Origin of the sequence: Blautia sp. AF26-2, assembly GCF_003460955.1 — a bacterium.
Classification (GTDB): Bacteria; Bacillota; Clostridia; order Lachnospirales; family Lachnospiraceae; genus Fusicatenibacter; species Fusicatenibacter saccharivorans.
In genome coordinates this window covers 144,501-167,960 of the sequence record NZ_QTWD01000007.1, presented here as the reverse complement: position 1 = coordinate 167,960, position 23,460 = coordinate 144,501, and the positions used below count along the sequence as shown (strand labels likewise).

Genomic DNA, 23,460 nt, shown 5'->3' with positions numbered 1-23,460 from the left:
TCATCCATCTTTTTAGACGGAACTATTTCTGCGGTTTTTCTTCTAATACTAATGTGCCGCACTTACGCTTAGTTTACCACAATTTAACCTCTAAATCTAAAATTTTTTCTTAATTTTCTTGACAAATCCATAAACCGATTGTATGATTGTACTATCAAGTTAATACAGTAGTACAAAAGGAGTGAATGCCATATGCCATGGAATCTTGATTCCTCGCGGCCGATCTATCTGCAGATCATCGAGCGGGTACAGATGGACATCATCACCGGGCGCTATCAGCCGGGCGATAAGCTTCCGTCCGTCCGCGATCTCGCGCAGGAGGCCGCCGTCAACCCGAACACAATGCAGAAAGCGCTTTCCGAACTGGAACGCAGCGGACTGATCTATTCCCAGCGGACCAGCGGACGCTTTATTACCGAAGATAAGGAGTTGATTCATCAGATGAAAAAAGAACTTGCCGCCGCAGAAGTATCTGCTTTTGTTGCCCACATGAAACAGCTCGGCATAACCCCGGAGGAAATCCGGCAGCTACTTGCCGAAACGATTGAGGAGGAAGAAAATCATGAGTGAACTTGTAACGTGTAAAGACCTGACGAAGCGCTTCGGAAACCACACCGCGCTCGATCATCTCAACCTTTCCCTGGATTCCGGGAAAATTATCGGACTGCTGGGGCCCAACGGAAGCGGAAAGACGACGCTCTTAAAGCTGCTGAACGGACTGCTGACCCCGAGTGAGGGTGGAGTCCTCATCGCCGGAAATCATCCCGGTATTGAGACAAAACGGATCGTCTCCTATCTGCCGGATAAAATGTATCTCGGCAGCTGGATGCGCGTCTCGGATCTTTTAACGTATTACAGCGATTTCTTTGAGGACTTTGACATGTCCCGCGCCAATGCCATGCTGGAATCCTTAAAAATCAGCCCGAAGGACCGTTTGAAAACGATGTCGAAGGGAACGAAAGAGAAAGTCCAGCTCATCCTCACGATGAGCCGCCGCGCAAAGCTCTACTGCCTCGACGAGCCGATTGCAGGCGTCGATCCGGCAGCACGCGATTACATTTTATCTACGATTTTAAACAACTACGAACCAGACGCATCCATCCTCATCTCAACACATCTGATTTCCGACGTCGAAAATATTCTCGATGAGGTCATCTTTATCCAGGAGGGCCAGTTAAAACTGCACGCCTCGGTTGAGGATATCCGGATGCAGGAGGGTGAATCGATTGATTCTTATTTCAGGGAGGTATTCAAATGTTAAAAAAATGTCTGAAACATGAGTGGAAAGCATGCTGGAAAAACATGGCGCTGCTGAACGGTGCCGCCATTTTCATGGGCGCTCTCGGAGGCTTCGGATTCCTCTTTTCCCAGATTTCTGAGCTGCCGGATCTGCTGATCGTCCTCTATCTGTTTGCATACGTTTTGATTGTGATCGCCGCATCCGTCATGACACAGGTGCTGATGATCCAGCGCTACTATAAAAATCTTTTTACCGACGAAGGGTATCTGACCAACGTCCTTCCGGTATCGGCAACGGATCATATTCTCTCCAAAATGCTGGTTTTCGGCGCATGGAGCATCTTAAACGCACTTTCCGTTCTCGCTTCCTTCGCTTTTTTGCTTCTGCCGTCCGCAATCCGGTATTTTACCGCAAACACCCTGCTTTTTTACAACAAGGCCATGACCTTTTCCGATTTTCTGTCCTATCTCTGGGCACAGATTACCGGTGTTGCCGATGCTGCTTTTTCCCTGATCGGCATCACGAACCACATCGGTATGGCACTGTTTTCCATCGTTGGCTTCTTCGCTTCGCTGTTCTTTGGCATTCTTCTGTTCTATGCCGCCATCAGCATCGGAAGCCTGGTATCCAGCCACAAAATTCTGACGGCTGTCCTCTCTTACATCGGCATGACTACCGTGATCCAGATCTTCGGCGGAATCAGCATCGTCCGTGTTTTCCAGGACTCCACACCGACTGCTGTGGTTACCACATCCTCGGTTTCCACACTTATCATCACCGTGGTGCTCTGCGTTGTTCTGTTCCTGATCTGCCGCTATATCTTAAGCAGACGGCTGAATCTTTCATAAAAATTGCATTAAAAAGCGCCGCCGCGGACGAACCGAATCGTCTGCGGCGGCGTTTTGTATGCATGTTCTGCACTTATGCCAGATGCCAGATATCCTCGTTGTACTGTGCAATGGTACGGTCGGAGGAGAAGAAGCCTGCTTTTGCGATGTTGATCAGGCACTTCTTGTTCCATGCATCTTTGTTCTCGTAGTCTTTGTATACTCTTTCTTTTGTCTTGATGTACTCTTTCAGGTCGAGCAGCGTCATGAACCAGTCTTTGTTCAGGATCTCTTTGTAGAGTCTCTCCAGGCAAACCTTGTCGCCGATAGCAAGAAGCTCATCGCTGACGATGAAATCAACCAGCTTTGCAATCTCCGGATCTTCGTCATAGATGTCTTTTGAGCAGTAAGCAGCATCTGCGTACAGGTCGATGACATCCTGCGGTTTCTTTCCGAAGATGTAGATGTTCTCTTTTCCGACAAGATCGCCAATCTCAACGTTTGCACCGTCTTCTGTTCCAAGCGTCAGGGCACCGTTCAGCATGAATTTCATGTTTCCGGTTCCGGAAGCCTCTTTGGATGCCAGGGAGATCTGCTCGGAGATATCTGCTGCCGGGATCACCTTTGCAGCTTTTGATACGTTGTAGTTCTCAAGCATAATCACTTTGAAGTACGGGCTTACCTCAGGATCGTTATCAATCAGCTCCTGCAGGCACAGGATCAGATGGATGATATCTTTTGCGATGATATAAGCCGGTGCAGCCTTTGCACCAAACACCATGGTGATCGGGGTTTTCGGCTTGTTGCCGCTCTTGATATCCATGTATTTGTAAATAGCGTACAGGGCGTTCATCTGCTGGCGTTTGTACTCATGAAGACGTTTTACCTGTACATCGATGATGGAATTTTCATCCAGCGCGATATTCTGTGTCTCATACAGGAACTGTTTGAGATCCAGTTTGCGGTTGTGTTTGATCTCCTCAAGTTTTGCAAGAACCTTCTTGTTGTCTTTGTATTTGAGCAGTTTTTCCAGCTCGTCGGCATCTTTTTTGAATCCCGGTCCGATCAGGCTCTCGATATACTGTGCCAGTTCACGGTTGCAGTGCAGCAGCCAGCGGCGGAAAGTGATTCCGTTTGTCTTGTTGTTGAATTTCTCCGGATAAATATCGTAGAACGGTTTCAGCTCGGAGTTTTTCAGGATCTCGGTGTGCAGTGCTGCAACGCCGTTAACAGAAAATCCGTAGTGGATATCCATGTGTGCCATGTGGACGCGCTGATCCTTGTCGATGATCGCTACTTTCTCATCTTTGTATTTCTTCTTTGCCTGTGCGTCCAGCTCGTGGATAATCGGCATCAGGTGCGGAACAACCTCCTCGAGGTAATCGATCGGCCATTTTTCCAGTGCCTCTGCCAGGATGGTGTGGTTGGTGTAAGCACAGGTCTTGCTTACAACATCGATGGCTTCCTGCATGGTAAAGCCTCTCTCCTGCAGCAGACGGATCAGCTCCGGAATGACCATGGACGGATGGGTATCGTTGATCTGGATCACAACGTGATCATACAGCTTATGCAGATCGTAGCCCTTCTGCTCGCACTCCATCAGGATGAACTGTGCGCCGTTGCTGACCATGAAATACTGCTGGTAGATACGAAGCAGCTGTCCGGCACGGTCGCTGTCATCCGGGTAGAGGAACAGTGTCAGGTTTTTCTGGATCTGATGCTTGTCAAAGTTGATGCTGTCTGATGGAACGATACTCTCGTCTACCGTATCTACATCGAACAGATGCAGACGGTTACAGCCATTGTTGTAACCCGGTACGTCGATATCATACAGGGTAGAATGCATCGTGAAGTTTTTATACGGAACTGCAAAGGATACCGGCTGTCTGACGAGCCAGCTCTCATTTGTGATCCATGGATTTTTCACTTCTTTCTGTTTGTGGTCGACCAGAAGCTGGCGGAACAGACCGAAGTGATAATTAAGGCCGATACCGTCTCCCGGCAGGCCAAGCGTTGCGATAGAATCAAGGAAGCATGCTGCCAGACGGCCGAGACCTCCGTTTCCAAGGGACGGCTCCATTTCCATCTCCTCGATCTCGGTCAGCTCTCTTCCGTGAGCTGCAAGTGCTTTTTCAACTTCCTCGTACATGCCAAGGTTAATCAGGTTATTGGACAGCAGTTTTCCGATCAGAAACTCTGCTGAAATATAATACAGCTTCTTACTTCCGGTGTTTCTTTTGCGACCTGCCATCTCCTGTTTGGTGATAACCATCAGGGCTTCAAAGATTTCGCTCTTTGTGCAGTTGTCCAGATCTCTTCCAAAACGCTCTTTTAAGATTGCCTGAATTCTTTCTTCCATTTTTTTCTCCTCGTATTGCTGTGGATAAATTCCCACAGTGTCATTTAGTTGCGCTGCCATTCCGGATTTCCTGCAATTGGCAGCTTTCGCAGTTCCATTCAAAGCTTTTCCCTGAATGGGACGGTTCACTTCTGAATCACTTTTGGGGGCAGCGAAACAGCAAATATTTTACTGCTGCGCGATCCGCGACTTCGTAGATTCCCTTACGACGAGTTCCCCATCGTATACTTTGCTGCAGGGTTCTTCTTTTCCTGAAATTAAGGAAAACAGCATCTTCGCCGTCTCTGCGGCAAGCTGCTCCACCGGCTGACGGATCGTTGTGATGCTGGGTATATAATACTCTCCTGCATCAATTCCGTCAAATCCGGCGACGGAAATGTCATCCGGCACGGTAAGCCCTGCCTCTTTTAAGGCACGGCACGCACCGATTGCCAGCGTATCCGCGGTGGCATACAGTGCGGAAAACTCCGTCTTTTTTTCCAGAATTTCTTTTGTTATCTTGTACCCTGTGGCGAAAGAATACGTATCGTCCTTCGTCATATGAAATACCAGATCAGGGTCATAAGGTATCCCATGATCCAGTAAAGCCTGGCGGTACGCATTCAGACGGAGCCGTCCGATACTGATGTCGTCCTCGCAGGCGGTAATGATGGCAATGCGCCGGTGCCCGAGACCACAGAGATAATCTACCATCTTATAACTTTCCCTGTAGTCATCGACCGATACGCTCGCGCACGGTTTTCCTCCGTCTGAAACCGCCCCGATTGTACTGATCACGTACGGAACCGGGATCTGCGCCATTTTCTCATGCGGATGCGTAAAGTTTCCGCCGAGGAAAATGATGCCGCGCAGCCGTTTTTCTTTGACGATCTCGATCGCGGAGTCTACCTCATTTGCCTTTTCCTCTACTCGCTCAATAATGCAGGCGTATTTCTTTTTTCGCACAACCTCTTCAATCACACTGATCATGTTGTTGAAGAACATGTTGTCCATGCCTTTTACCAGAATGGCAATCGCTTTGGCATTCGACCGCTTCAGGTTTCTGGCACTGTTGTTCGGTACGTAATTCGATTCAGCAATCACCTTTAAAATCATCTCTTTTGTTTCCGGATTGATGTCCGGATGATTGTTCATCGCTCTCGATACGGTACTCACGCCTACCTTACATTTGCGGGCAATGTCCCTGATTGTTACCTGTTCCATATTCTGCAGGCCTCTCCTTTAAACTCTGTACCTGTTCTGCCGGAATCTCTTCCGGCTTGTTTCCCCGGCCTGTTTTGCTTTCTTTCCAGCGCGTGTTTTTATTTTGTAATACGTGCTGTAATCTGTGTCAGCCGATGAATTCTCTTGGCCAGCTCCGGTGTAAACTGTCCCGGAAGCAGGCGCCATTTCCAGTTATTTCCAAGTGTGGACGGATAGTTGATTCTTGCCTCCGTGCCAAGGCCTAAAAACTCCTGCATCGGAGTGACAGCCAGATTTGCCACACTCTCCATTGACATGCGGATAAAATCCCACGGCAGCTCCTCATCGGTACTCTTTGCATTTCCCATATACTCTTTGGAGAATTCGCGGTCTTCCTCGCTCATCACATAATACCAGCCAAGAATCGTATCGTTGTCGTGTGTTCCGGTGTAAACAACACAGTTTCTCTCGTAATTGTGCGGCAGATAATCGCTCTCCTCACGGGAGTCAAAAGCAAACTGCAGCACCTTCATACCAGGATAGCCGGACTCTTTTACCATTTCGATCACGCTCTCGGTAAGGTATCCCAGGTCTTCTGCGATAACGTCCACATCGCCGAGCTTTTCTTTGACGGTATTGAACAGGTCCATGCCCGGTCCTTTTTCCCAGTGGCCGCGCTCTGCCGTCTGATCACCGAATGGGATGGAATAATATTCATCAAATCCGCGGAAATGGTCGATGCGGACAGTATCGTACAGTTTAAACACGTGAGCCAGACGTAACAGCCACCATGCATAACCTGTGCTCTTATGATAGTCCCATTTGTATAACGGGTTGCCCCAGAGCTGTCCGGTTGCGGAGAACGCATCCGGCGGGCATCCGGCAACTGCTTTTGGCTGGTTGTCCTTATCAAACTGGAACAGAACCGGATTTGCCCAGGTATCGGCACTGTCAAATGCAACATAAATCGGAATATCACCGATGATACGGATACCCTTTTCATTTGCGTATGCCTTCAGTGCTTTCCACTGTTTCAGGAACATAAACTGCTGGAATTTGTAAAATGCAATCTCCTCGGCAAGTTCTTCCCGTTTCTGATTCAGTGCTGCTTCTTCTCTGTCCTTTAATTCTGCCGGCCACTCACTCCAGCTGATTCCGCCGAGTGCATCCTTAATCGCCATATACAGCGCATAATCTTCCAGCCAGTAACCATTTTCCGATACAAATGCATCATATACGTCATCTGCCGCAAATCTTTCAAATGCTTTTCTGAGTACTTTGAAACGGGACAGATAAATCTTTTCGTAATCAATATACTCTGCATTGTCGCCGAAATCGCACGCATCACACTCTTCTTCTGTCAGAAGTCCCTCTTTTACCAGGGTCTCCAGATCAATAAAATATGGATTTCCTGCAAAAGTAGAGAACGACTGGTACGGCGAATCTCCATATCCCGTCGGTCCAAGTGGAAGAATCTGCCAGTAGCTCTGGCCGGCCTCCTCCAGGCGATCCACAAATTCATACGCTTCTTTCGAAAAACATCCGATACCATATCGGGACGGCAGCGAAGCTACCGGAAGTAAAATACCACTTGCTCTCATTTTTAAACCCTTTCTCCTTGTCGTTTTTTCTATCCATCCGACCCCACAAATACATAATTCCTGTTCACGGATACGCAGCAAATTGTAACTTATACAGCCCTTCTAACCAGCTCATTTTGTTTCGTAAAAACAGGGCTGTCGGTATCTCGTCTGCATTTCCGGAAACGGTGTCGGTAACGTTTCCGGAACTCGTTATATTTACAATACCATACTCTGCATCAAAAAACAACCCCCAACCCCCTTATCATATTTACCAAATATTGAATACTCTGTTTATTCAAAACAACGAATTTGCATTTTTGTAACGATGCAAAGCCATACATAAAAAGACAGCATGCGGGGACGGAACCGCTTTGGTCACTTAAAAATCATGAATTTTTCAAGCCTCCCATATAGGTTCTGTCCCCGCATGCTGTCTTTTGCGGTATCCGTTTTTCACTTAAAACTCCAGAATAATCTTTGTTCCAGTTCCAAGTGTACTCTCAATTTTAATCTTCGCATCATGAAGAATCGCTCCATGCTTCACAATGGAAAGTCCAAGTCCCGTACCTCCCGTTTCACGGGAATGACTCTTATCTACACGATAGAACCGTTCAAAGATCCGCTCCTGATCTTCCTTTGCAATTCCGATTCCGGTATCTGCCACAGATACCACTGCCCGTCCGTTTCTTCCGCGGGAAACCGTCACTTCGACCTCACCGTCCCTGCGGTTGTACTTGATCGCATTGTCGCAGAGATTGTAGATCATCTCATAAAGAACCTGCCGTGCACCTTTGATCCGGCAGCTCTCTCCTCTCAGTGTCATCTTCACCTGCTGCTCCTTTGCCCGTATGGAAAGATGTCCCTCGACATCACGGCAGATCTGCATCAGATCCACTTCCTCCATCGGGATCGACTGGTCGTTCTCGTCCAGTCTGGACAGCTTGATAATATCCTCGACAAGAGAGCTTAACCTGCTCGCCTCACTGTGGATTCTTCCCGCAAATTTTGGAATATCCTCCGGTTTTACCATGTTATTTTCTATGATCTCCGCATATCCGGAAATTGACATCAGTGGTGTTTTCAGCTCATGTGACACATTGGCAGAAAACTCACGGCGCATCACCTCCGCTTTCTGTTTTTCTGTCACATCCAGCACCAGGATGACCGCACCGGATACAACATTGTCCACACGCACCGGATTAGCAAGAAGCTGATAGACTCTTCCGTTTAATTCCAGCATCCGCTCCTCGGAACTGCCCTCCAGAGCATGATCCAGCGCCTCCTTCAGCTGCTCATTGCGGCTGACTGTCACAATATTGTGATTGATGCACTCCTCTGCCGTCACATCAAACAAATTCTGTGCCGAGCGGTTGATGGAGAGTACAACCGACTGGTTTGTCACGATCAGACCATCCTTCATATATTCCGTGATGGCAAGATACTCCTCCTGATTATGGCGGAGCTCCTCCATCTGCTGCTGGATCTGCTTCTGCTGCTGATGAATTCTGCCAAGCAGCGGACTCAATTCCTCATACGCTTTGTTGTCCAGCGGATGATTCAGATCAATCTCATTGATCGGCTTTACGAGTGCCTTTGTCATATGGCTGACCATCATCAGCTCTACGACAAGAACTGCCGCAATCAGCACAGCCACAAGCCATATATTCCGCAGCATCACACCGAACACACTGTCCGTTGTCAGGGAAACACGGATGATTTTTCCATTGTCCAGGCGCAGTGCCGTATAATATGTTTTGCTCCGCAGCGTTTCGGAATAACGGGAAATATTGCTTTCCCCTGTCTTTTCTGCCTCAATCACCTCCGGCCGCCCGGAATGATTTCCCATCATCTTCGCATCCTCGACCGAATCAAACAGAACGGTTCCGTCCGTGTCAATCAGGGTGACCCGACTTGCTGTAATCTTTCCGGCCGGTTTATCCAGACTGTCATCACCCATCTTGTCCAGAAAATACCTGTAATACTCACATTCATTTCTCACCGAAACACGAAGCTGCTCCGCCGTATTGTTGTACATTGCCCAGCTCATGGTGAAAAAAGTCAGGATAATCGCAGCGATAATCAACGCTCCCGCATGTTGAAAGACTTTTTTACGCATCTTACTTTCTCAGCCTCCTATCCGGTATCCCACGCCGCGGACCGTCTCGATCAGCTCGCCGCATTCGCCCAGCTTCTGGCGGAGTGTACGCACATGAACGTCTACCGTACGGGTTTCTCCGTCAAAATCATAGCCCCAGACATGGCCGAGCAGACGGTCTCTCGTAAGGACAATTCCTTTATTTTCCATTAAAAATTTCAGCAGTTCAAACTCTTTTAAGGTCAGGGTAACCTTCTCCCCTTTGGCCAGAACCTGATGCTGTTTCACCTGGATCTGCAGATCCCCGGTCTCCAGCACATCGTTTTCCTTCTCTTCTTTTCCGGCACGGCGCAGCACGGCACGTACCCTTGCGATAAATTCCATCATGCCGAACGGCTTGGTAATATAGTCATCGGCTCCGCAGTCCAGGCCCATGACCTTATCATACTCAGCGCCCTTTGCCGTTACCATAATGACCGGAATTTCTTTTGTTACTTCCGATGCCTTGAGGCGTGAAAGAATTTCAAGACCATCCTCTCCCGGAAGCATGATATCCAGGAGAATCAGATCCGGAAGCTGTTCTGCAATAGCTGCATTCAGCTCTTTTCCGCTTTCCAGGCCTCTTGCGGTAAAACCGCTCGATTCCAGTGTGTATACGATCAGTTCCCGTATATTTCTTTCATCTTCCACGCAGTAGATCATCTGTTATTCCCCTTTATGGTGACCGTTAATGGAGTACACAACCCATTCCGCAATGTTTGTTGCATGGTCACCGATTCTTTCATAATATTTTGCAATCATCAGATAGTCCAGAGACTGGACATCTGTGGTAATTCCCTTTCGCATACCCTGCAGAATTTCATCCTTGACCTCATCAAAAAGATCATCCACGATATCATCGGAATCGATAACCTCCCGTGCAAGCTTCAGATCCTGCTTAACGTACGCATCGATGCATTTTGTTACCATAGAAGCTGTTGCTTTCGCCATATCCTTCAGACGGATGCTTGCATCCGGCACACCAAGACTCGTTACCTTTACGATATCCGCAATATCCGCTGCCTGATCCCCGATCCGCTCCATGTCGGTAATCATTTTTAATGCCGCAGATACCTGGCGCAGATCACGTGCTACCGGCTGCTGCTGTAAAATGATGCGGAAGCAGAGATCCTCGATCTCCCGTTCTTTCGCATCGACAACCTGGTCTTTTTTGATAATCTCTTCTGCCGCTCTCTGGTTTCCCTCCAGCAGAACCTCATATGTCCGTCCGATTGCCTGCTCGCAGAGTGCGCCAAGCTCAATCAGCTCCGTGTGCAGAATTTCCATCTGCTGCTCAAATCTTTCCCTCATATCAGCCAAACCTCCCTGTAATGTAATCCTCTGTCCGTTTATCCTTCGGCATGGAGAAGATCTGTTCGGTCTCTCCGTATTCTACTACCTCTCCTAACAGGAAAAATGCGGTTTTGTCGGAAATTCTGGCTGCCTGCTGCATATTGTGGGTTACCATGATAATAGTATAATCTTTTTTCAGTTCTACCGCAAGATCTTCGATTTTGGACGTAGAAATCGGATCCAGTGCCGAGGTTGGTTCATCCATCAGAAGAACCTCCGGCTGTACGGCAAGGGCACGCGCAATGCAAAGACGCTGCTGCTGTCCGCCGGACATGCCAAGTGCGCTTTTCTTCAAACGGTCCTTCACCTCATCCCAGATTGCCGCCTGTCGAAGAGACTGCTCCACAATATCATCCAGCTTTGCTTTGGAACGGACACCATGGGTTCTCGGTCCATAGGCAATGTTGTCGTAAATGCTCATCGGGAACGGATTTGGTTTCTGAAATACCATGCCGACCCGTTTGCGGAGTCCGTTGACATCCATTTTTCCGCTGTAGATGTTTTCTCCGTCCAACAGCATTTCACCGGTGATCCGGCAGCCCGGAACGAGATCGTTCATTCTGTTGATGGATTTTAACAGGGTCGATTTACCACAGCCGGAAGGTCCGATAAAAGCCGTCACCTCATTGGCATCAATGCTCAGATTGATATTTTTTAAGGCATGAAAGTCTCCGTAATAAAGATCCATATTGGATACATCTATTTTACTCATGTTTTTTCCTCGTCTCTCTTTTATTTCTTTGCAATTTTCTTCGCAATCATTCCGGAACAGCCGTTGATCAGAAGGACAATCAGCATCAGGATGACGCCGGTTGCATACATCTGATTCATATAAAGGCCTTCACTGGAAAGTGCATACATATGAACGGCAAGGGTACGGCCGGAATCCATAAGGCCTGCCACCTTTGCAATCGTTCCTGCTGTGAAAAGAAGCGCTGCCGTCTCTCCTACGACACGGCCTGTCGCAAGAATGACACCGGAAAGAATGCCGGGTACGGCAGATGGAAGAACAATTTTAAAAATCGTACGAAGCTTTCCGGCTCCCAGTCCAAAGCTTGCTTCCCGATAGGAATCCGGAACCGATTTTAAGGCTTCTTCTGCTGTTCGCATAATCAGCGGAAGAATCATGATGGCAAGGGTACAGGCACCGGACATCATCGAGTATCCCATTTTCAGGGTTTTCGTAAAAAACAGCATACCGAACAAACCGTAAACGATCGACGGAATACCGGAAAGGGTCTCTGCAGTAATCCGGATCAGGCCAACCAGCGTTCCGCGCTTGTTGGCATATTCAACCAGATAAATTGCCGAGAAAATGCCAAGCGGCGCAGCAAGCAGAAGGGAAAGTACCGTCATCGTAACAGTGTTGATGATCGCCGGAAGCATCGTAACATTCTCTGTATTATAGGTCCAGGCAAACTGCTCCAGTGTCAGGTTTTTCACGCCACGAATCAGAATGAATCCAACCAGGAAAACCAGAACGGCAAGTGCAAGAATGGCTGCTCCCCAGGTAATTCCGGTCAGCACGGAGGAAAAAACACTTTTGTGATACGTAACCTTTGTTCTTTCTTTTTCTTTTGTATTTATTTTTACAGCTTCCATTGTATTTACAGCTCCATTTCCTTTAATCACCATAAGGTACCCTCCGGTTCAGCATAGACACCGATAAATTGATCAGCAGGATAAAGACAAACAGCACAACACCCGTTGCAATCAGCGCTTCCCGGTGAAGTCCGGATGCATATCCCATCTCCAGTACAATATTGGCTGTCATGGTACGAAGGCCTTCTGTGATTCCTTTTGGCATACGAGGCTGGTTTCCGGCAATCATAATCACTGCCATTGTCTCTCCGATGGCACGTCCGATGCCAAGCACGATACCTGCCAGGATTCCGGATTTTGCTGCCGGGACAACTGCAAAGAAAACACTCTGGGAATGCGTGGCACCAAGACCAAGGCTTGCTTCATAGTAGGATTCCGGAACACTCGTAATGGCGGATTCTGTTACACCGACCACGGTCGGAAGAATCATAACGGCCAAAAGAATGGATGCCGTCAGCATTGTGTTTCCGTTTTTTCCGGTCAGCTGTGCCATCAATGGGACGATTACAACCAGTCCGAAAAATCCATATACGATAGATGGAATACCGGCCATCAGGTTAATGCCTGATTTACAGATGCCGTAAAATTTTTTCGGACAGTAACGAGAAAGAAACACCGAAGTAAGAATGGCAACCGGCACACCCATCAGGATTGCAAGACCGGTCACGCAGATACTGCCGACAATCATCGGCAGGATGCCGAAAATATTGTTTCCCGGTTTCCACACGGTACCGGTCAAAAATTTCAGCGGTCCGATTTTAAAAATGGCAGGAACGCCATTCATGAACAGGAAAATGCAGATCAGTGCAACAGCCAGTACGGAGCAGCATGCCGCAATCAGGAATACAAGTTTCATGATCGTTTCTCTTAGTTTCATAAGATAAATCCTTTCATTTCATTGTTTCGCGGAGCGTGTTTGAAAAAGACTTTCGTTTTTTCTTACGAACTGCTTTTTCAAGCACGTTCCGAAAGACAGCTTCTTTTTCTGAACATTTTTGGATACGGAAGTAAGAGCGATTTTCCATTGTTCGCCCTTACTTCTTTTTCCATTGCTTTATATATTCTTTATTTTACATCTGCCCAGTCGGTTGTGTCGCCAACATAGATGCTCTTTACCTGATCGCTGGTCAGCCCGTCGGTCGGGTTCTCTTTGTTTACGATGACAGCAATACCGTCGGTTGCGATTACGGTTGCGGTAAGCCCTGAGGATTTCTCCTCATCCTTTAAGTCACGGGATGCCATACCGATGTCGCAGAGACCGTCGCTTGCGGAAGTGATACCTGTTGTGGAATCGCTCTGCTGTACTTCGATGTTAGCGTTTGAATTTACTTTTGTATAAGCCTCTTTTAATTTTTCCATCAGTGGTGTTACAGAGGAAGATCCTGCTACCACAACCTTTTCACCGCTGCAGTTTCCTTCGTAGGCTTTGGTATCTTTGATTGCAATATATCCGTCATCTGAAACAACCTGCTGTCCGTCGGTGCTTAAGATGTAGTCCATGAAATCCTGCGCATCTGCGGAAAGACCGTCTTTTGTTACAATGTTGAACGGACGGCTTACTTTATAGGAACCGTTTTCTACGTTCTCTGCGCTTGCCTCTGCTCCGTCGATTTTCAGTGCTTTGACTTCATCATTTAAGGATCCAAGGGAGATATAACCGATTGCGTACTGGTTACCTGCCACTGTGCTCATCATAACGGAAGTATTGTTGGTGATCTGTGCATCAACGGTGGTATTGTCTACTTTCTCACCTGCATCGTTTTTCTCTTCTACACCGAACAGCTCGATGAATGCACCTCTGGTACCGGAACCATCCTCACGGGAGATCACGCTGATCTGTCCGGAGAAATCTCCGCCTGCTGCGGTGCTGTCACCGTCTGTGCTGCCATCTGCCTCTGTTGCAGAAGCCTCTTTTGTAGTGTCTGCTGTGGAAGAACTGCTGCTGTCGCTGCTTCCACATCCTGCAAGCATTCCTGCAGCCATCATTGCGGTTAAGGTGATTGCAATTACTTTTCTCTTCATAATATTCTTTTCTCCTCTTTTCACACGGGATTTTTGTGATTTCTATTTTGTAAAATCGCAATCCCGATGTTTTTTACATTTCGTTTTTACAGGTATCATCATAACAACGGCGTGTAAAATGCAAAATCTCAGAGATGTTAAGTTTATGTAAAACATGAGTTTTTTCTTTTTTACATTCCATTTTTCCGGTCGTAAACCGCTCCGTCACATCTCTCGCAAGTGGCACATTTTTTCCGCGCAGTGCAATCCTGCCCAAAGGATCTTTTTCTCCGCAGGAAATTCCAACAAGATTTCCCATAGAAAAAAAGGCTCCCCGGAATACTCTTTTTTCAGAGTATTCCGGGGAGCCTTTTTCTAAAGCATATGCAAAAGCGGATATTCGCAATCCTCTTATTCCGTCACCGGCACGTCAAGCTTTTCGGACGCTTCTTTTAACAGGTCAATGATCGGCAGATGCTGCGGGCATACACTCTCACACTGACCGCACTGCACGCAGTCTTCTGCTTTTCCCGATGTTTCCAGCAGCTTTTTATAATAATTTTTCGCGCGGTCTTCTTCTCCATACAGGCGGATGGTATTCAATGCCTTGAATACATCTGGAATCGCGATTCCCATCGGACATCCGTCGCAACAGTAACGACAGGCGGTACATGGAACTGCCGGACTCTTTTTCAGCGCTTCCTGTGCTTTGGCGATCACTGCTTTTTCTTCCTCGTTTAACGGTACAAAATTTCGGAAGGTTTTGATATTATCCTCCATCTGTTCCTCGTTTGACATACCGGAGAGCACGGTTGCAACACCCGGGAGAGAAGCCGCAAAGCGGAGTGCCCAGGACGCAATCGATGCATCCGGATGAACGCGTTTCATCTCTGCTTCAATCTCTTTGCCTGCTGATGCAAGGGAACCGCCCTTTACCGGCTCCATAACAAGGAACGGCATATCGTATTTCCGAAGCACCTCATACAGACGTCCGGACTGGATCAGCGGATTGTCCCAGTCAGCATAGTTCATCTGGATCTGGACAATTTCGACCTCCGGATGCTCGGAGAGAATCTTGTCAAGCAGCTCCGGCGTTCCGTGGAAGGAGAAACCAAAGTGTTTGATCAATCCCTCTTCTTTTTTCTTCTTGGCCCAGTTGAAACAGTCGTATTTCACATAGCCTTCATAGTTTGCGCCGTCTTCTACGCTATGCAGCAGGTAATAATCAAAGTAGCCTGCTCCGGTGCGCGCGAGCTGATCGTTGAAAATGCGGTCACGGCCTTCGATGCCCTCGTCCATCATCCACTGCGGAAGTTTGGTTGTCAGAGTAAAGCTTTCTCTCGGATGACGCTCTACCAGCGCTTTTTTCACGATGCTCTCCGATTTTCCGCCGCAGTACATATAGGCGGTGTCAAAATAGTTCATTCCGGAGGCAAGGTACGCATCGACCATTTTACAGATCTGCTCCAAATCCAGTTCTCCGTCCTTCTCCGGAAGGCGCATCATGCCAAATCCTAATTTCGGCATTTTTGTTACATCTACACTCATGATAAAATCCCCTTTCTTTTCCGCGGAAAACCTTCGTTTCCTCAGTATTGTTGAGAAAATTGTAGCATTAAAGTATACTTGAAAGTCAATAGTTTTTTTTATTTTCGTCAAAATTTTTCTTTGACTTTTTCCGTTTCCGGTGGTATTCTGATAAAAAATTATGATTACAAAAGGAGTAGCACTATGATCTGGAAAAACCAGTTTCTTCACCTCACAAATGGCGATGTTTCAGCTGTTTATGGGGATAGTGCGCTCTTTTTTAAGTAAACTTCACATCTTGTATTCTTAAAATCACACAGAAAATGCACGTATCTCCCCATCAGAATTTTACTATATTTTGACAAGGAGATTTTTTTATGTCTGAGAAAAATACCAGAAAACAAATACGAACTTTATATCTTATGACCACGGTCGGCTATTTTCAGATTGCGGCGGCTTCGTGGGTTGCACTGCTCGCACTCCGTGGATTTTCGCTGCTGCAGATCGGGATGCTCGAAAGTATTTTCCATATCGTGAGCCTCTGCTTTGAACTCCCCTCCGGCGTTGTCGCCGATGTTTTCGGGCGACGGAAAACGCTGATTGCAAGTCAGATGGCCTCCCTGATTTCCGGTACGCTGATGATTTTTTCCACCGGCTTTGCTACAACGGCGCTTGCGCTTGGATGCAGTGCGCTCAGCTATAACCTTGCATCCGGCACACGGGAGGCACTTGCGTATGACAGTCTGAAGCAGAACGGGGACGAATGGTTTTATGCCCGTTTTTCTTCTACCGAAATGATGCTGTACCGTATCACCAATTCCACCGCAACGCTCTGCGCAGGCCTTGCCCTGTGGCTGGGATACCGGCGCGCGTATGCGATTGATCTCTTCTTCGGGCTGATTGCGCTTGGCGTTTCATTCCACCTTGCGGAAGTAAAAACGGACGCAACACCAGTTCATGATCCTGTTGGACAGGAAATCGTTTCGGTTGTGCAGGAAAGCTGGCAGTTTCTTGTCCGTGAGAAAAAAGCAAGAAATATTATGCTGGTGAACGCACTCATCGGTGCCGTTTCTACGCTGGTTCTCTTCTTTTTACAGGCGAAGCTGCCACTCACCGGCATGAACAGCGCGCTGCTTGGACCTGCCCTCTTCGTGATGGGACTCGGCGCGGCACTTGGATCGCGGATGACGGCATACTTTCACAAATACCGCTACCGCGCGATTCTGCTGTTTAGTGCCATTTGTGTACTTTTCGCCTTTCTTATGAGCTTTACCGGACTGCCGGCCCTTATGGTCTTCGGCGGATTTATCGGATCCTTTTCCGATGATTTTCTTGAAGTCCGGACCGATATTCTGCTCAATGACATGATCCCGTCCAGGCAGCGGGCGACGCTGATGTCGGTGAACTCGTTTGTCTTTTCTATGATTATGATCGTCCTTTCCACCGTATTTGGATGGATCATGTGATCGTCAAAAATTTACTTTCATTGAAAAACGCTCATCAGTTTTTTGCTGATGAGCGTTTTTTCAAAAAATGATCAAACACCGCCGCTCCCTGCCAGAGCGCCATCCTGGGTCTGCGGGGGTGTGCTTCCCCCCTCCACATTCTCCACCACTTTTTCTTTCTTCAACCACTTCCAGACATCGCCATATACGCGGTACTTCTCTTTCTCGTTCAGTATTTCATGCCGCATTCCCGGATACAGCTTTCCTCTGACATTGCGGTACCCGATCAGCCGCATATGGTCAATGGATTTTTTAAAGCGCCGCACATTCACATAACACGGATCATCCCCGCCGGACAAAAACAGCACCGGCAGTTTCCGGTTTGTGCAATGCCATCCATGGAATCCATACGTCTCCTTCAGCAGATCATTCAGCGCAAAGAAAGCATCATCCGAAAACGTAAAGCCACAGAGTGGGTTTTCTTCATACTCCCGCACCACCTCCGGGTCCGAACAGCACCAGGCGAACCGGCTCTTCTCATCCGCAAACCGCGCCGCAAATGATCCAAACGACATCGCCTCCAGAAGATTGCTCCGATGCTCATCCCCGAGCACCGCCGCTTCCGCGTGTCCCACAGCCGCACCCAGCGGCCGCAGATAATTCTTGCTCGGTGAACCGCACACAATCAGCGCATCCAGCTCCTGGTCATGTTCCTTCGCGTATGCGCGCACAACCAGGGATCCCATACTGTGTCCCATCAGAACAAACGGAAGATCCGGGTACTCCTTCTTTGCCCACTTCGTGACAAGAAACAGATCCTCCACAAGTCCTGCGCCGCCTGCGCCGTACATAAATCCGAGGTCCTGATCCGACTTCACACTCTTTCCGTGCCCGCGGTGATCATGAATCACACACACTACACCGTGTTCCGCCATATATTCCATAAACGGCAGATACCGCTCCTTATACTCACTCATTCCATGGCTGAGCTGCAGAAGTGCCGTCCGCTGTACGCCCTCCTCCGGCTCCACTACAAGTCCGTCAAGAACCAGCCCATCCACCTTCGACTGAATCGTAAATTCTCTCCTCATTAGCTATTTCCCCTTTCTGCCGAAAACGAGTCGAAACGACTAAGCCTTTTCAGGCACGTTCTAACCTTCCATATCCTCCGAAATCTTCGGCGGAACCGCAAACGATGCCGTAATCCGATCGTAACACTCCTCGCACAGATCAAACTCATGCTTTTCCAGGTCCTTCCCGGAAAAGTACCCCCACGTCGTGTCGACCGAGCAGATCCCCTCCAGCAGCATTCCATTCTGTATTTTCATGCTTTTTCCGCAGCAGTTACACACCGCCGCTTCCAGCTCATTTGTGTTTTTGTTGTATTTCCGCATTTTTCTTCCTCCCGTGTATCAAAAAACGTTTCTTTCTTCGTTCCTGACACAAAACAGAAATCAGATTCTCCTGTGTCCTGTCGATTGTAACACATCTTTCCCGCCATTCCTACTGGGAATGAAAGGAAAGTCCTGTGCGTTAAATGCGTATACAATAACAATTTCTCTCTACCTCTTCGGAACCGATTCATCCGTCCGGCTCATCAGCACCGCATCCTCCTTGGGGAGATCGTAATACCCCTTCCTGAGGCCGTCCTGCACAAAGCCAAGACTCTCATACAGATTCCGTGCCGGCGTATTGCCGATGCGCACATCCAGATGAATCACGCGCACCTTTCTCTCCTGCATCCGACGGAACAGCTCTTCCATCAGTGCACGGCCGATGCCGCGTCTTCTCGCTTTTTCTGCCACGCAGACATTTGTGATCTCACTTTCATCAAAGGAAATCAGGATTCCGAGATATCCTAAAATTTCACCGTCCTCCTCTGCTACAAGAAACAGTGCGTCGTCACGGATCAGAAATGTAAAAAATCCGGTTTCTGTCCATGGAATCGAAAAGTTGGCCTCCTCAATCGGCATCACCTGCTCCAGATCGTTGATCTGCATTTCCCGGATTGTGATCATTCGCTCTTCTCTCCGTTTTTCTGTTTTTTCAGCACATCGGCATGCTTCACAGATTCCCGTTCGGCTCTTTCCCGCTCCGCCTGCGATTTTCTCAGGTATTCCGGCTCATGCTCCTCGGCCGTCTGAATCTTTCCTTCTTTATAATAAACCTCAGCCAGTGCTGCGACTGCGGCCGCTCTCTGGCGGTTCACGTGCGCCGGTGCAAACGAAAACGGAATCGTAAGAAGCTCCTGCAATTTTTCCCGGTAAACCGCAACGCCGTCCCCGAGGAAAATCACTTCGTGGTCGAGGCAGTTCAGGCCCTCCGCCAGTGCCTCAATGCTCATCGTATCCTGTTCCCAGACCGTATCGAGACGATGATCCGTGTAGCAGTAAACTCCGGTATAGACCTGGTTTCTTCTCGCATCCATGATCGGGCAGACAAATTTGTTAGTATCCCAGATATTGTACGCGATTGCCGCCGTCGTTGGAATGGAAATCAGTGGTTTTTCAAGTGCCAGACCAAGTCCCTTGGCTGTTGCAGAACCGATGCGAAGACCGGTAAACGAGCCCGGACCTCCGGCAACTGCAATCGCATCGATCGTCGAAAGATCCAGCTCTGTCATGTTCGAGATTTCATCCAGCATCGGAAGCAGAGTCTGGGAATGTGTTTTTTTATAATTTACGGTGTATTCCGCAAGCAGTGTGTCATTTTCAACAACAGCCACCGAAGCCACCAGGCCGGAGCTGTCCAGTGCAAGTATTTTCATAATTTTTTGTTTCCTTTCCGATATTTCCTTCCTGTGCAACTCATTTTGGCAGTCTGCCGGAAACAGGAATCTTTACGATTTCCTTTTGTTTTTCCACCACATTCAGGATTTTTTTCTTTTATTCCACCGTAATTTTCCGGTAATCAAACCCTTTCTCGAGGTCTTTTTCTATCGTAATCGAAATCGCACCCTCCGGGATCAGCTCTTCAATCAGTTCTGCCCATTCGATCAGGCAGACACCCTCACCGAAAAAGTAATCATCGTATCCGATTTCTTCCATTTCTTCTATATCACCGATCCGGTAAACATCGAAATGATAAAATGGCAGGCGCCCTTCGGTATATTCCTGAATAATGGTAAATGTAGGACTGTTGACTGCCTCTGTGATGCCAAGTCCTTTTGCAAAGCCCTGCGTCAGAACGGTTTTTCCAACACCAAGGTCTCCGTTTAATGTATAAATCTGGCCAGGCTTCGCCGCTTTTCCCAGCTTTTCGCCAAGGGCAAGCGTCTCCGACGCAGAATTTGTTTCTATAATCATATGCTTTCTTCTCCTCTTTTTCTGCCTATCATTTTAACACAAACAAAAAGGTAATACAACCGCAGAACGAAACCGCTTTTCCTTGTGCTTTTCCTTGCTTTTTCTATCTGTTTTCGCTATACTATGTATCAGAGTTTCGCGGCCCGAAAACGTCCCACTCCTGTTTTTTCGGCCCGGAAAACGCGGTAAAACACGCTCTGCGCTTTTGTCCGCGTAAATCAAAAAGGAAAGAGATCAAAACTGTTATGCTGACTGTAATGAAATTTGGCGGAAGCTCCGTCGCAGATCTTGCACACATCCGCAATGTAGCACAGCGCTGCATCGAAAAACAGCAGGCCGGAAGCCAGGTCGTTGTCGTTCTCTCCGCGATGGGAAAAACGACGGACGGACTGATTGCAACCGCAAAACAGATTACGGAAAAACCGTCACGCCGCGAGATGGATATGCTTCTTGCCACCGGTGAACAGGTTTCCGTTTCCCTGATGGCCATAACCATGATTCAGATGGGCGTCAGTGCTGTTTCTTTAAATGCCTGGCAGGTACCGATGCACACGACCTCCGATTATCAGAACGCGCGCTTCAAACGGATCGACACCGAGCGCATCCGTAAAGAGCTGGATGACAACAAAATTGTCATTGTCACCGGCTTCCAGGGGATCAACAAATACGATGATATCACAACGCTCGGACGCGGCGGCTCCGATACGACTGCGGTTGCCCTCGCTGCAGAGCTGCACGCGGATGTCTGTGAAATCTACACGGATGTAGACGGCGTCTACACCGCAGATCCGCGGATTGTACCGAATGCGCGCAAGATGGAAGAGGTAACTTACGATGAAATGCTGGAGATGGCTTCGCTCGGCGCAAAAGTCCTTCACAGCAGATGCGTGGAAATCGCAAAAAAATACGGCGTGGAACTTCTGGTCTGCTCCAGTCTGAACCGGAATTCCGGAACGATGGTAAGGGAGAAAACCAAAATGGAAAAAATGTTAATCAGCGGCGTGGCTGCCGACAAAAATGTGGCAAAAATCCGTGTTGCAGGCCTTGGCAACGATCCGGAGAGCACGTTCCGCCTCTTAAATTTACTGGATCGGAACAATCTGAACATCGATGTCATGATCCAGTCACTCGGAAAGGACGGCACAAAGTCCGTTTCCTTTACCGTTGCAAAGCCGGATATGCTGCGCACGATCGATGTGCTGAACGACAATAAGGATTCGCTCGGCATCAAAAAGCTGGATTATGATGAGAACGTGGCAAAGATTTCCGTCATCGGAGCCGGTGTCCGCTCCCATTCGGGCGTGGCTGCCAAAATGTTCGGCGCGCTCGCCAATGCAGGAATCAATACCGAGATGATTACCACCTCAGAAATCCGCATCACTGCCCTGATCGACGAAGCATACGCAGATCAGGCAATGCGTGCGATCCATGAGACATTCCTGGAGCATGTCTGAAAAAGGGGGGACCCCTTTGATACCAGATTGCTACGTGCTTTGCACTCCGGCAATCATCAAAAACATTCGTAATCCGCCCATTTTTCTTCGAAAAATGGCTGCTTACGTCTTATCAAAAAATCGTTTAAAAATCAGGAGGAAAACAATGATGTCTAACCCAATCGTTACAATTACTATGGAAAACGGCGATGTGATGAAAGCAGAGCTTTACCCGGAAATCGCGCCGAACACCGTAAACAACTTCATCAGTCTGGTAAAAAAAGGCTTCTATGACGGCCTGATCTTCCACCGTGTCATCCCGGGATTCATGATCCAGGGCGGAGATCCGGCAGGCACAGGCGCCGGCGGCCCGGATTACTGCATCAAGGGTGAGTTCTCCCAGAACGGATTTGAGAACAACCTCGCACACACCCCAGGCGTTCTCTCCATGGCACGTACCATGTTCCCGGACAGCGCAGGAAGCCAGTTCTTCATCATGCACAAAGCCGCTCCGCATCTGGACGGCGCATACGCTGCTTTCGGAAAAGTAACAGAAGGCCTGGAAGTCGTAGATAAAATCGCATCTGTCAACACCGACTACAGCGACAAACCGCTGCAGCCGCAGAGAATGGCTACCGTTACCGTTGAGACCTTCGGCGTCGAGTATCCGGAACCGGAGAAATGCTAAGGATGAACGATGAACTGATGTTAGTTGAACCGTCGGAGGAATACTTCGCCGAGCTCGCCGCCTACCGGAACGATTTTCTGGAAAACAGCGATTCCATGGACGGCTGCGGACCGCTTCGCCGGTTTGATGATATGAAGGCGTATCTTGAAGATACCATGCAGTATACCAGAGAGGAGACTCTGCCGGAGGGCATGGTTCTCGCAACACAGTTTCTGTGCATCCGCAAATCAGACAACCGCCTTGTCGGCATGATTCAGATGCGCCACTACCTGAACGATTTTCTGCGCACCTTTGGCGGCCATATCGGCTACTCTGTCCGCCCGTCGGAACGCAGAAAAGGCTATGCCTCCTGGATGCTGAAAAATGTGCAGCCGTACTGCAAAAGCCTCGGCCTTTCCGAAATTCTGGTCTGCTGCCTGGATACCAACGAGGGAAGCCGCAGAACGATCCTGAAAAATGGCGGCCGGTTCGACGGCACCGCTTATCGTGCCGATGAAAACAAAACACTGGAGCGTTACTGGATCACCCTGTGATTTTTAATCTTCCATTTCGCATAGCTCTGAATAGTTTCACAAATTTTTCTTGACATCCATGTCATTTCACTTTATAATTTGGAACTGCAAGCGAACAATTCTGTTCTTATGCAAAATATATGCCCCTGGTAAAAAACCGACGGACAGGCAGGGGTAGTTGCCGAGCGTGGTTAAGAGCCACATTATTGATTGCGTTAAAAGCGCAAATTTTATGAGTTGATTACTTTATAATCGATGCTCTACGACGA

24 protein-coding genes are annotated in these 23,460 nt (G+C 48.3%); 7 read left to right on the top strand and 17 right to left on the bottom strand.

Features of this window, described 5'->3' with window-relative positions:
* The first annotated feature begins 192 nt into the window (after positions 1-192).
* Genes DWY63_RS10850 through DWY63_RS10840 form a run of 3 tightly spaced genes read left to right on the top strand, consistent with a single transcriptional unit; the run spans position 193 to position 2,088 of the window.
* Positions 193-570: a GntR family transcriptional regulator gene (locus DWY63_RS10850; protein ID WP_022462266.1), complete on the top strand. Its 378-nt coding sequence runs from the start codon at positions 193-195 to the stop codon at positions 568-570.
* Positions 563-1,261 carry an ATP-binding cassette domain-containing protein gene (locus DWY63_RS10845; protein ID WP_117802083.1) on the top strand — a complete coding sequence of 233 codons (699 nt, stop codon included), beginning with the start codon at positions 563-565 and terminating at the stop codon, positions 1,259-1,261. Before DWY63_RS10850 ends, DWY63_RS10845 begins: the two co-directional genes overlap by 8 nt.
* The gene (locus tag DWY63_RS10840) at positions 1,255-2,088 is read left to right on the top strand and encodes a hypothetical protein (protein WP_117802082.1); all 834 of its coding nucleotides are present in this window, start codon (positions 1,255-1,257) and stop codon (positions 2,086-2,088) included. Before DWY63_RS10845 ends, DWY63_RS10840 begins: the two co-directional genes overlap by 7 nt.
* Positions 2,089-2,161: 73 nt before the next feature.
* On the opposite strand, the gene DWY63_RS10835 is transcribed toward DWY63_RS10840, so the two are convergent.
* The 12 genes from DWY63_RS10835 to DWY63_RS10780 all read right to left on the bottom strand — a co-directional run bounded on the left by DWY63_RS10835 (position 2,162) and on the right by DWY63_RS10780 (position 15,829).
* Complete coding sequence (locus DWY63_RS10835) at positions 2,162-4,426, bottom strand: glycogen/starch/alpha-glucan phosphorylase (RefSeq protein ID WP_055227980.1); 2,265 nt, start codon at positions 4,424-4,426, stop codon at positions 2,162-2,164.
* Between the two features lie 168 nt (positions 4,427-4,594).
* Positions 4,595-5,629 carry a LacI family DNA-binding transcriptional regulator gene (locus DWY63_RS10830; RefSeq protein ID WP_117802081.1) on the bottom strand — a complete coding sequence of 345 codons (1,035 nt, stop codon included), beginning with the start codon at positions 5,627-5,629 and terminating at the stop codon, positions 4,595-4,597.
* Positions 5,630-5,727: 98 nt separating this feature from the next.
* Complete coding sequence (gene malQ / locus DWY63_RS10825) at positions 5,728-7,209, bottom strand: 4-alpha-glucanotransferase (protein ID WP_117802080.1); 1,482 nt, start codon at positions 7,207-7,209, stop codon at positions 5,728-5,730.
* A gap of 64 nt (positions 7,210-7,273) precedes the next feature.
* A complete protein-coding gene (locus DWY63_RS17975) occupies positions 7,274-7,438 on the bottom strand; it encodes a hypothetical protein (protein WP_158568349.1) in 165 nt (54 codons plus the stop codon).
* A 210-nt stretch (positions 7,439-7,648) separates the two neighbouring features.
* Positions 7,649-9,307, bottom strand: a complete 1,659-nt coding sequence (locus DWY63_RS10820; protein WP_117802079.1) for an ATP-binding protein — start codon at positions 9,305-9,307, stop codon at positions 7,649-7,651.
* 9 nt (positions 9,308-9,316) lie between these two features.
* Positions 9,317-9,988 (bottom strand): winged helix-turn-helix domain-containing protein, encoded by a 672-nt coding sequence (locus DWY63_RS10815; RefSeq protein WP_022462258.1) that lies wholly within the window; start codon positions 9,986-9,988, stop codon positions 9,317-9,319.
* A 3-nt stretch (positions 9,989-9,991) separates the two neighbouring features.
* A complete protein-coding gene (phoU, locus tag DWY63_RS10810) occupies positions 9,992-10,636 on the bottom strand; it encodes a phosphate signaling complex protein PhoU (protein WP_117509341.1) in 645 nt (214 codons plus the stop codon).
* Position 10,637: 1 nt separating this feature from the next.
* Positions 10,638-11,390 carry a phosphate ABC transporter ATP-binding protein PstB gene (pstB, locus tag DWY63_RS10805; protein ID WP_117802078.1) on the bottom strand — a complete coding sequence of 251 codons (753 nt, stop codon included), beginning with the start codon at positions 11,388-11,390 and terminating at the stop codon, positions 10,638-10,640.
* 20 nt (positions 11,391-11,410) lie between these two features.
* Entirely contained in the window at positions 11,411-12,313 is a 903-nt protein-coding gene (gene pstA / locus DWY63_RS10800) for a phosphate ABC transporter permease PstA (protein ID WP_226906296.1), read from the bottom strand.
* Positions 12,303-13,157, bottom strand: a complete 855-nt coding sequence (pstC, locus tag DWY63_RS10795) for a phosphate ABC transporter permease subunit PstC (RefSeq protein ID WP_226906297.1) — start codon at positions 13,155-13,157, stop codon at positions 12,303-12,305. Before pstC ends, pstA begins: the two co-directional genes overlap by 11 nt.
* Before the next feature lie 188 nt (positions 13,158-13,345).
* Positions 13,346-14,302 carry a substrate-binding domain-containing protein gene (locus DWY63_RS10790; RefSeq protein WP_117509344.1) on the bottom strand — a complete coding sequence of 319 codons (957 nt, stop codon included), beginning with the start codon at positions 14,300-14,302 and terminating at the stop codon, positions 13,346-13,348.
* Positions 14,303-14,692: 390 nt separating this feature from the next.
* Positions 14,693-15,829: an aldo/keto reductase gene (locus DWY63_RS10780; RefSeq protein ID WP_226906298.1), complete on the bottom strand. Its 1,137-nt coding sequence runs from the start codon at positions 15,827-15,829 to the stop codon at positions 14,693-14,695.
* 356 nt (positions 15,830-16,185) lie between these two features.
* Between DWY63_RS10780 and DWY63_RS10775 the strand changes: the two genes are divergently transcribed.
* On the top strand, positions 16,186-17,274 hold the full coding sequence (locus DWY63_RS10775; RefSeq protein ID WP_117802076.1) for an MFS transporter: 1,089 nt from the start codon (positions 16,186-16,188) through the stop codon (positions 17,272-17,274).
* A 71-nt stretch (positions 17,275-17,345) separates the two neighbouring features.
* Here DWY63_RS10775 and DWY63_RS10770 read toward each other — a convergent pair whose 3' ends face one another.
* The 5 genes from DWY63_RS10770 to tsaE all read right to left on the bottom strand — a co-directional run bounded on the left by DWY63_RS10770 (position 17,346) and on the right by tsaE (position 20,558).
* On the bottom strand, positions 17,346-18,344 hold the full coding sequence (locus tag DWY63_RS10770; RefSeq protein ID WP_117802075.1) for an alpha/beta fold hydrolase: 999 nt from the start codon (positions 18,342-18,344) through the stop codon (positions 17,346-17,348).
* A gap of 60 nt (positions 18,345-18,404) precedes the next feature.
* Positions 18,405-18,647 carry a hypothetical protein gene (locus tag DWY63_RS10765; RefSeq protein WP_117802074.1) on the bottom strand — a complete coding sequence of 81 codons (243 nt, stop codon included), beginning with the start codon at positions 18,645-18,647 and terminating at the stop codon, positions 18,405-18,407.
* Positions 18,648-18,815: 168 nt separating this feature from the next.
* Entirely contained in the window at positions 18,816-19,271 is a 456-nt protein-coding gene (gene rimI, locus DWY63_RS10760) for a ribosomal protein S18-alanine N-acetyltransferase (RefSeq protein WP_243001879.1), read from the bottom strand.
* On the bottom strand, positions 19,268-20,020 hold the full coding sequence (gene tsaB, locus DWY63_RS10755; RefSeq protein WP_055220568.1) for a tRNA (adenosine(37)-N6)-threonylcarbamoyltransferase complex dimerization subunit type 1 TsaB: 753 nt from the start codon (positions 20,018-20,020) through the stop codon (positions 19,268-19,270). Before tsaB ends, rimI begins: the two co-directional genes overlap by 4 nt.
* Positions 20,021-20,138: 118 nt before the next feature.
* The gene (gene tsaE, locus DWY63_RS10750) at positions 20,139-20,558 is read right to left on the bottom strand and encodes a tRNA (adenosine(37)-N6)-threonylcarbamoyltransferase complex ATPase subunit type 1 TsaE (RefSeq protein WP_022462246.1); all 420 of its coding nucleotides are present in this window, start codon (positions 20,556-20,558) and stop codon (positions 20,139-20,141) included.
* A gap of 245 nt (positions 20,559-20,803) precedes the next feature.
* Between tsaE and DWY63_RS10745 the strand changes: the two genes are divergently transcribed.
* From DWY63_RS10745 to DWY63_RS10735, 3 genes are all read left to right on the top strand, one after another.
* A complete protein-coding gene (locus DWY63_RS10745; RefSeq protein ID WP_117509349.1) occupies positions 20,804-22,012 on the top strand; it encodes an aspartate kinase in 1,209 nt (402 codons plus the stop codon).
* A 148-nt stretch (positions 22,013-22,160) separates the two neighbouring features.
* The gene (locus tag DWY63_RS10740) at positions 22,161-22,679 is read left to right on the top strand and encodes a peptidylprolyl isomerase (protein ID WP_055227969.1); all 519 of its coding nucleotides are present in this window, start codon (positions 22,161-22,163) and stop codon (positions 22,677-22,679) included.
* 2 nt (positions 22,680-22,681) lie between these two features.
* On the top strand, positions 22,682-23,212 hold the full coding sequence (locus DWY63_RS10735; RefSeq protein ID WP_158568348.1) for a GNAT family N-acetyltransferase: 531 nt from the start codon (positions 22,682-22,684) through the stop codon (positions 23,210-23,212).
* Positions 23,213-23,460: the final 248 nt, after the last annotated feature.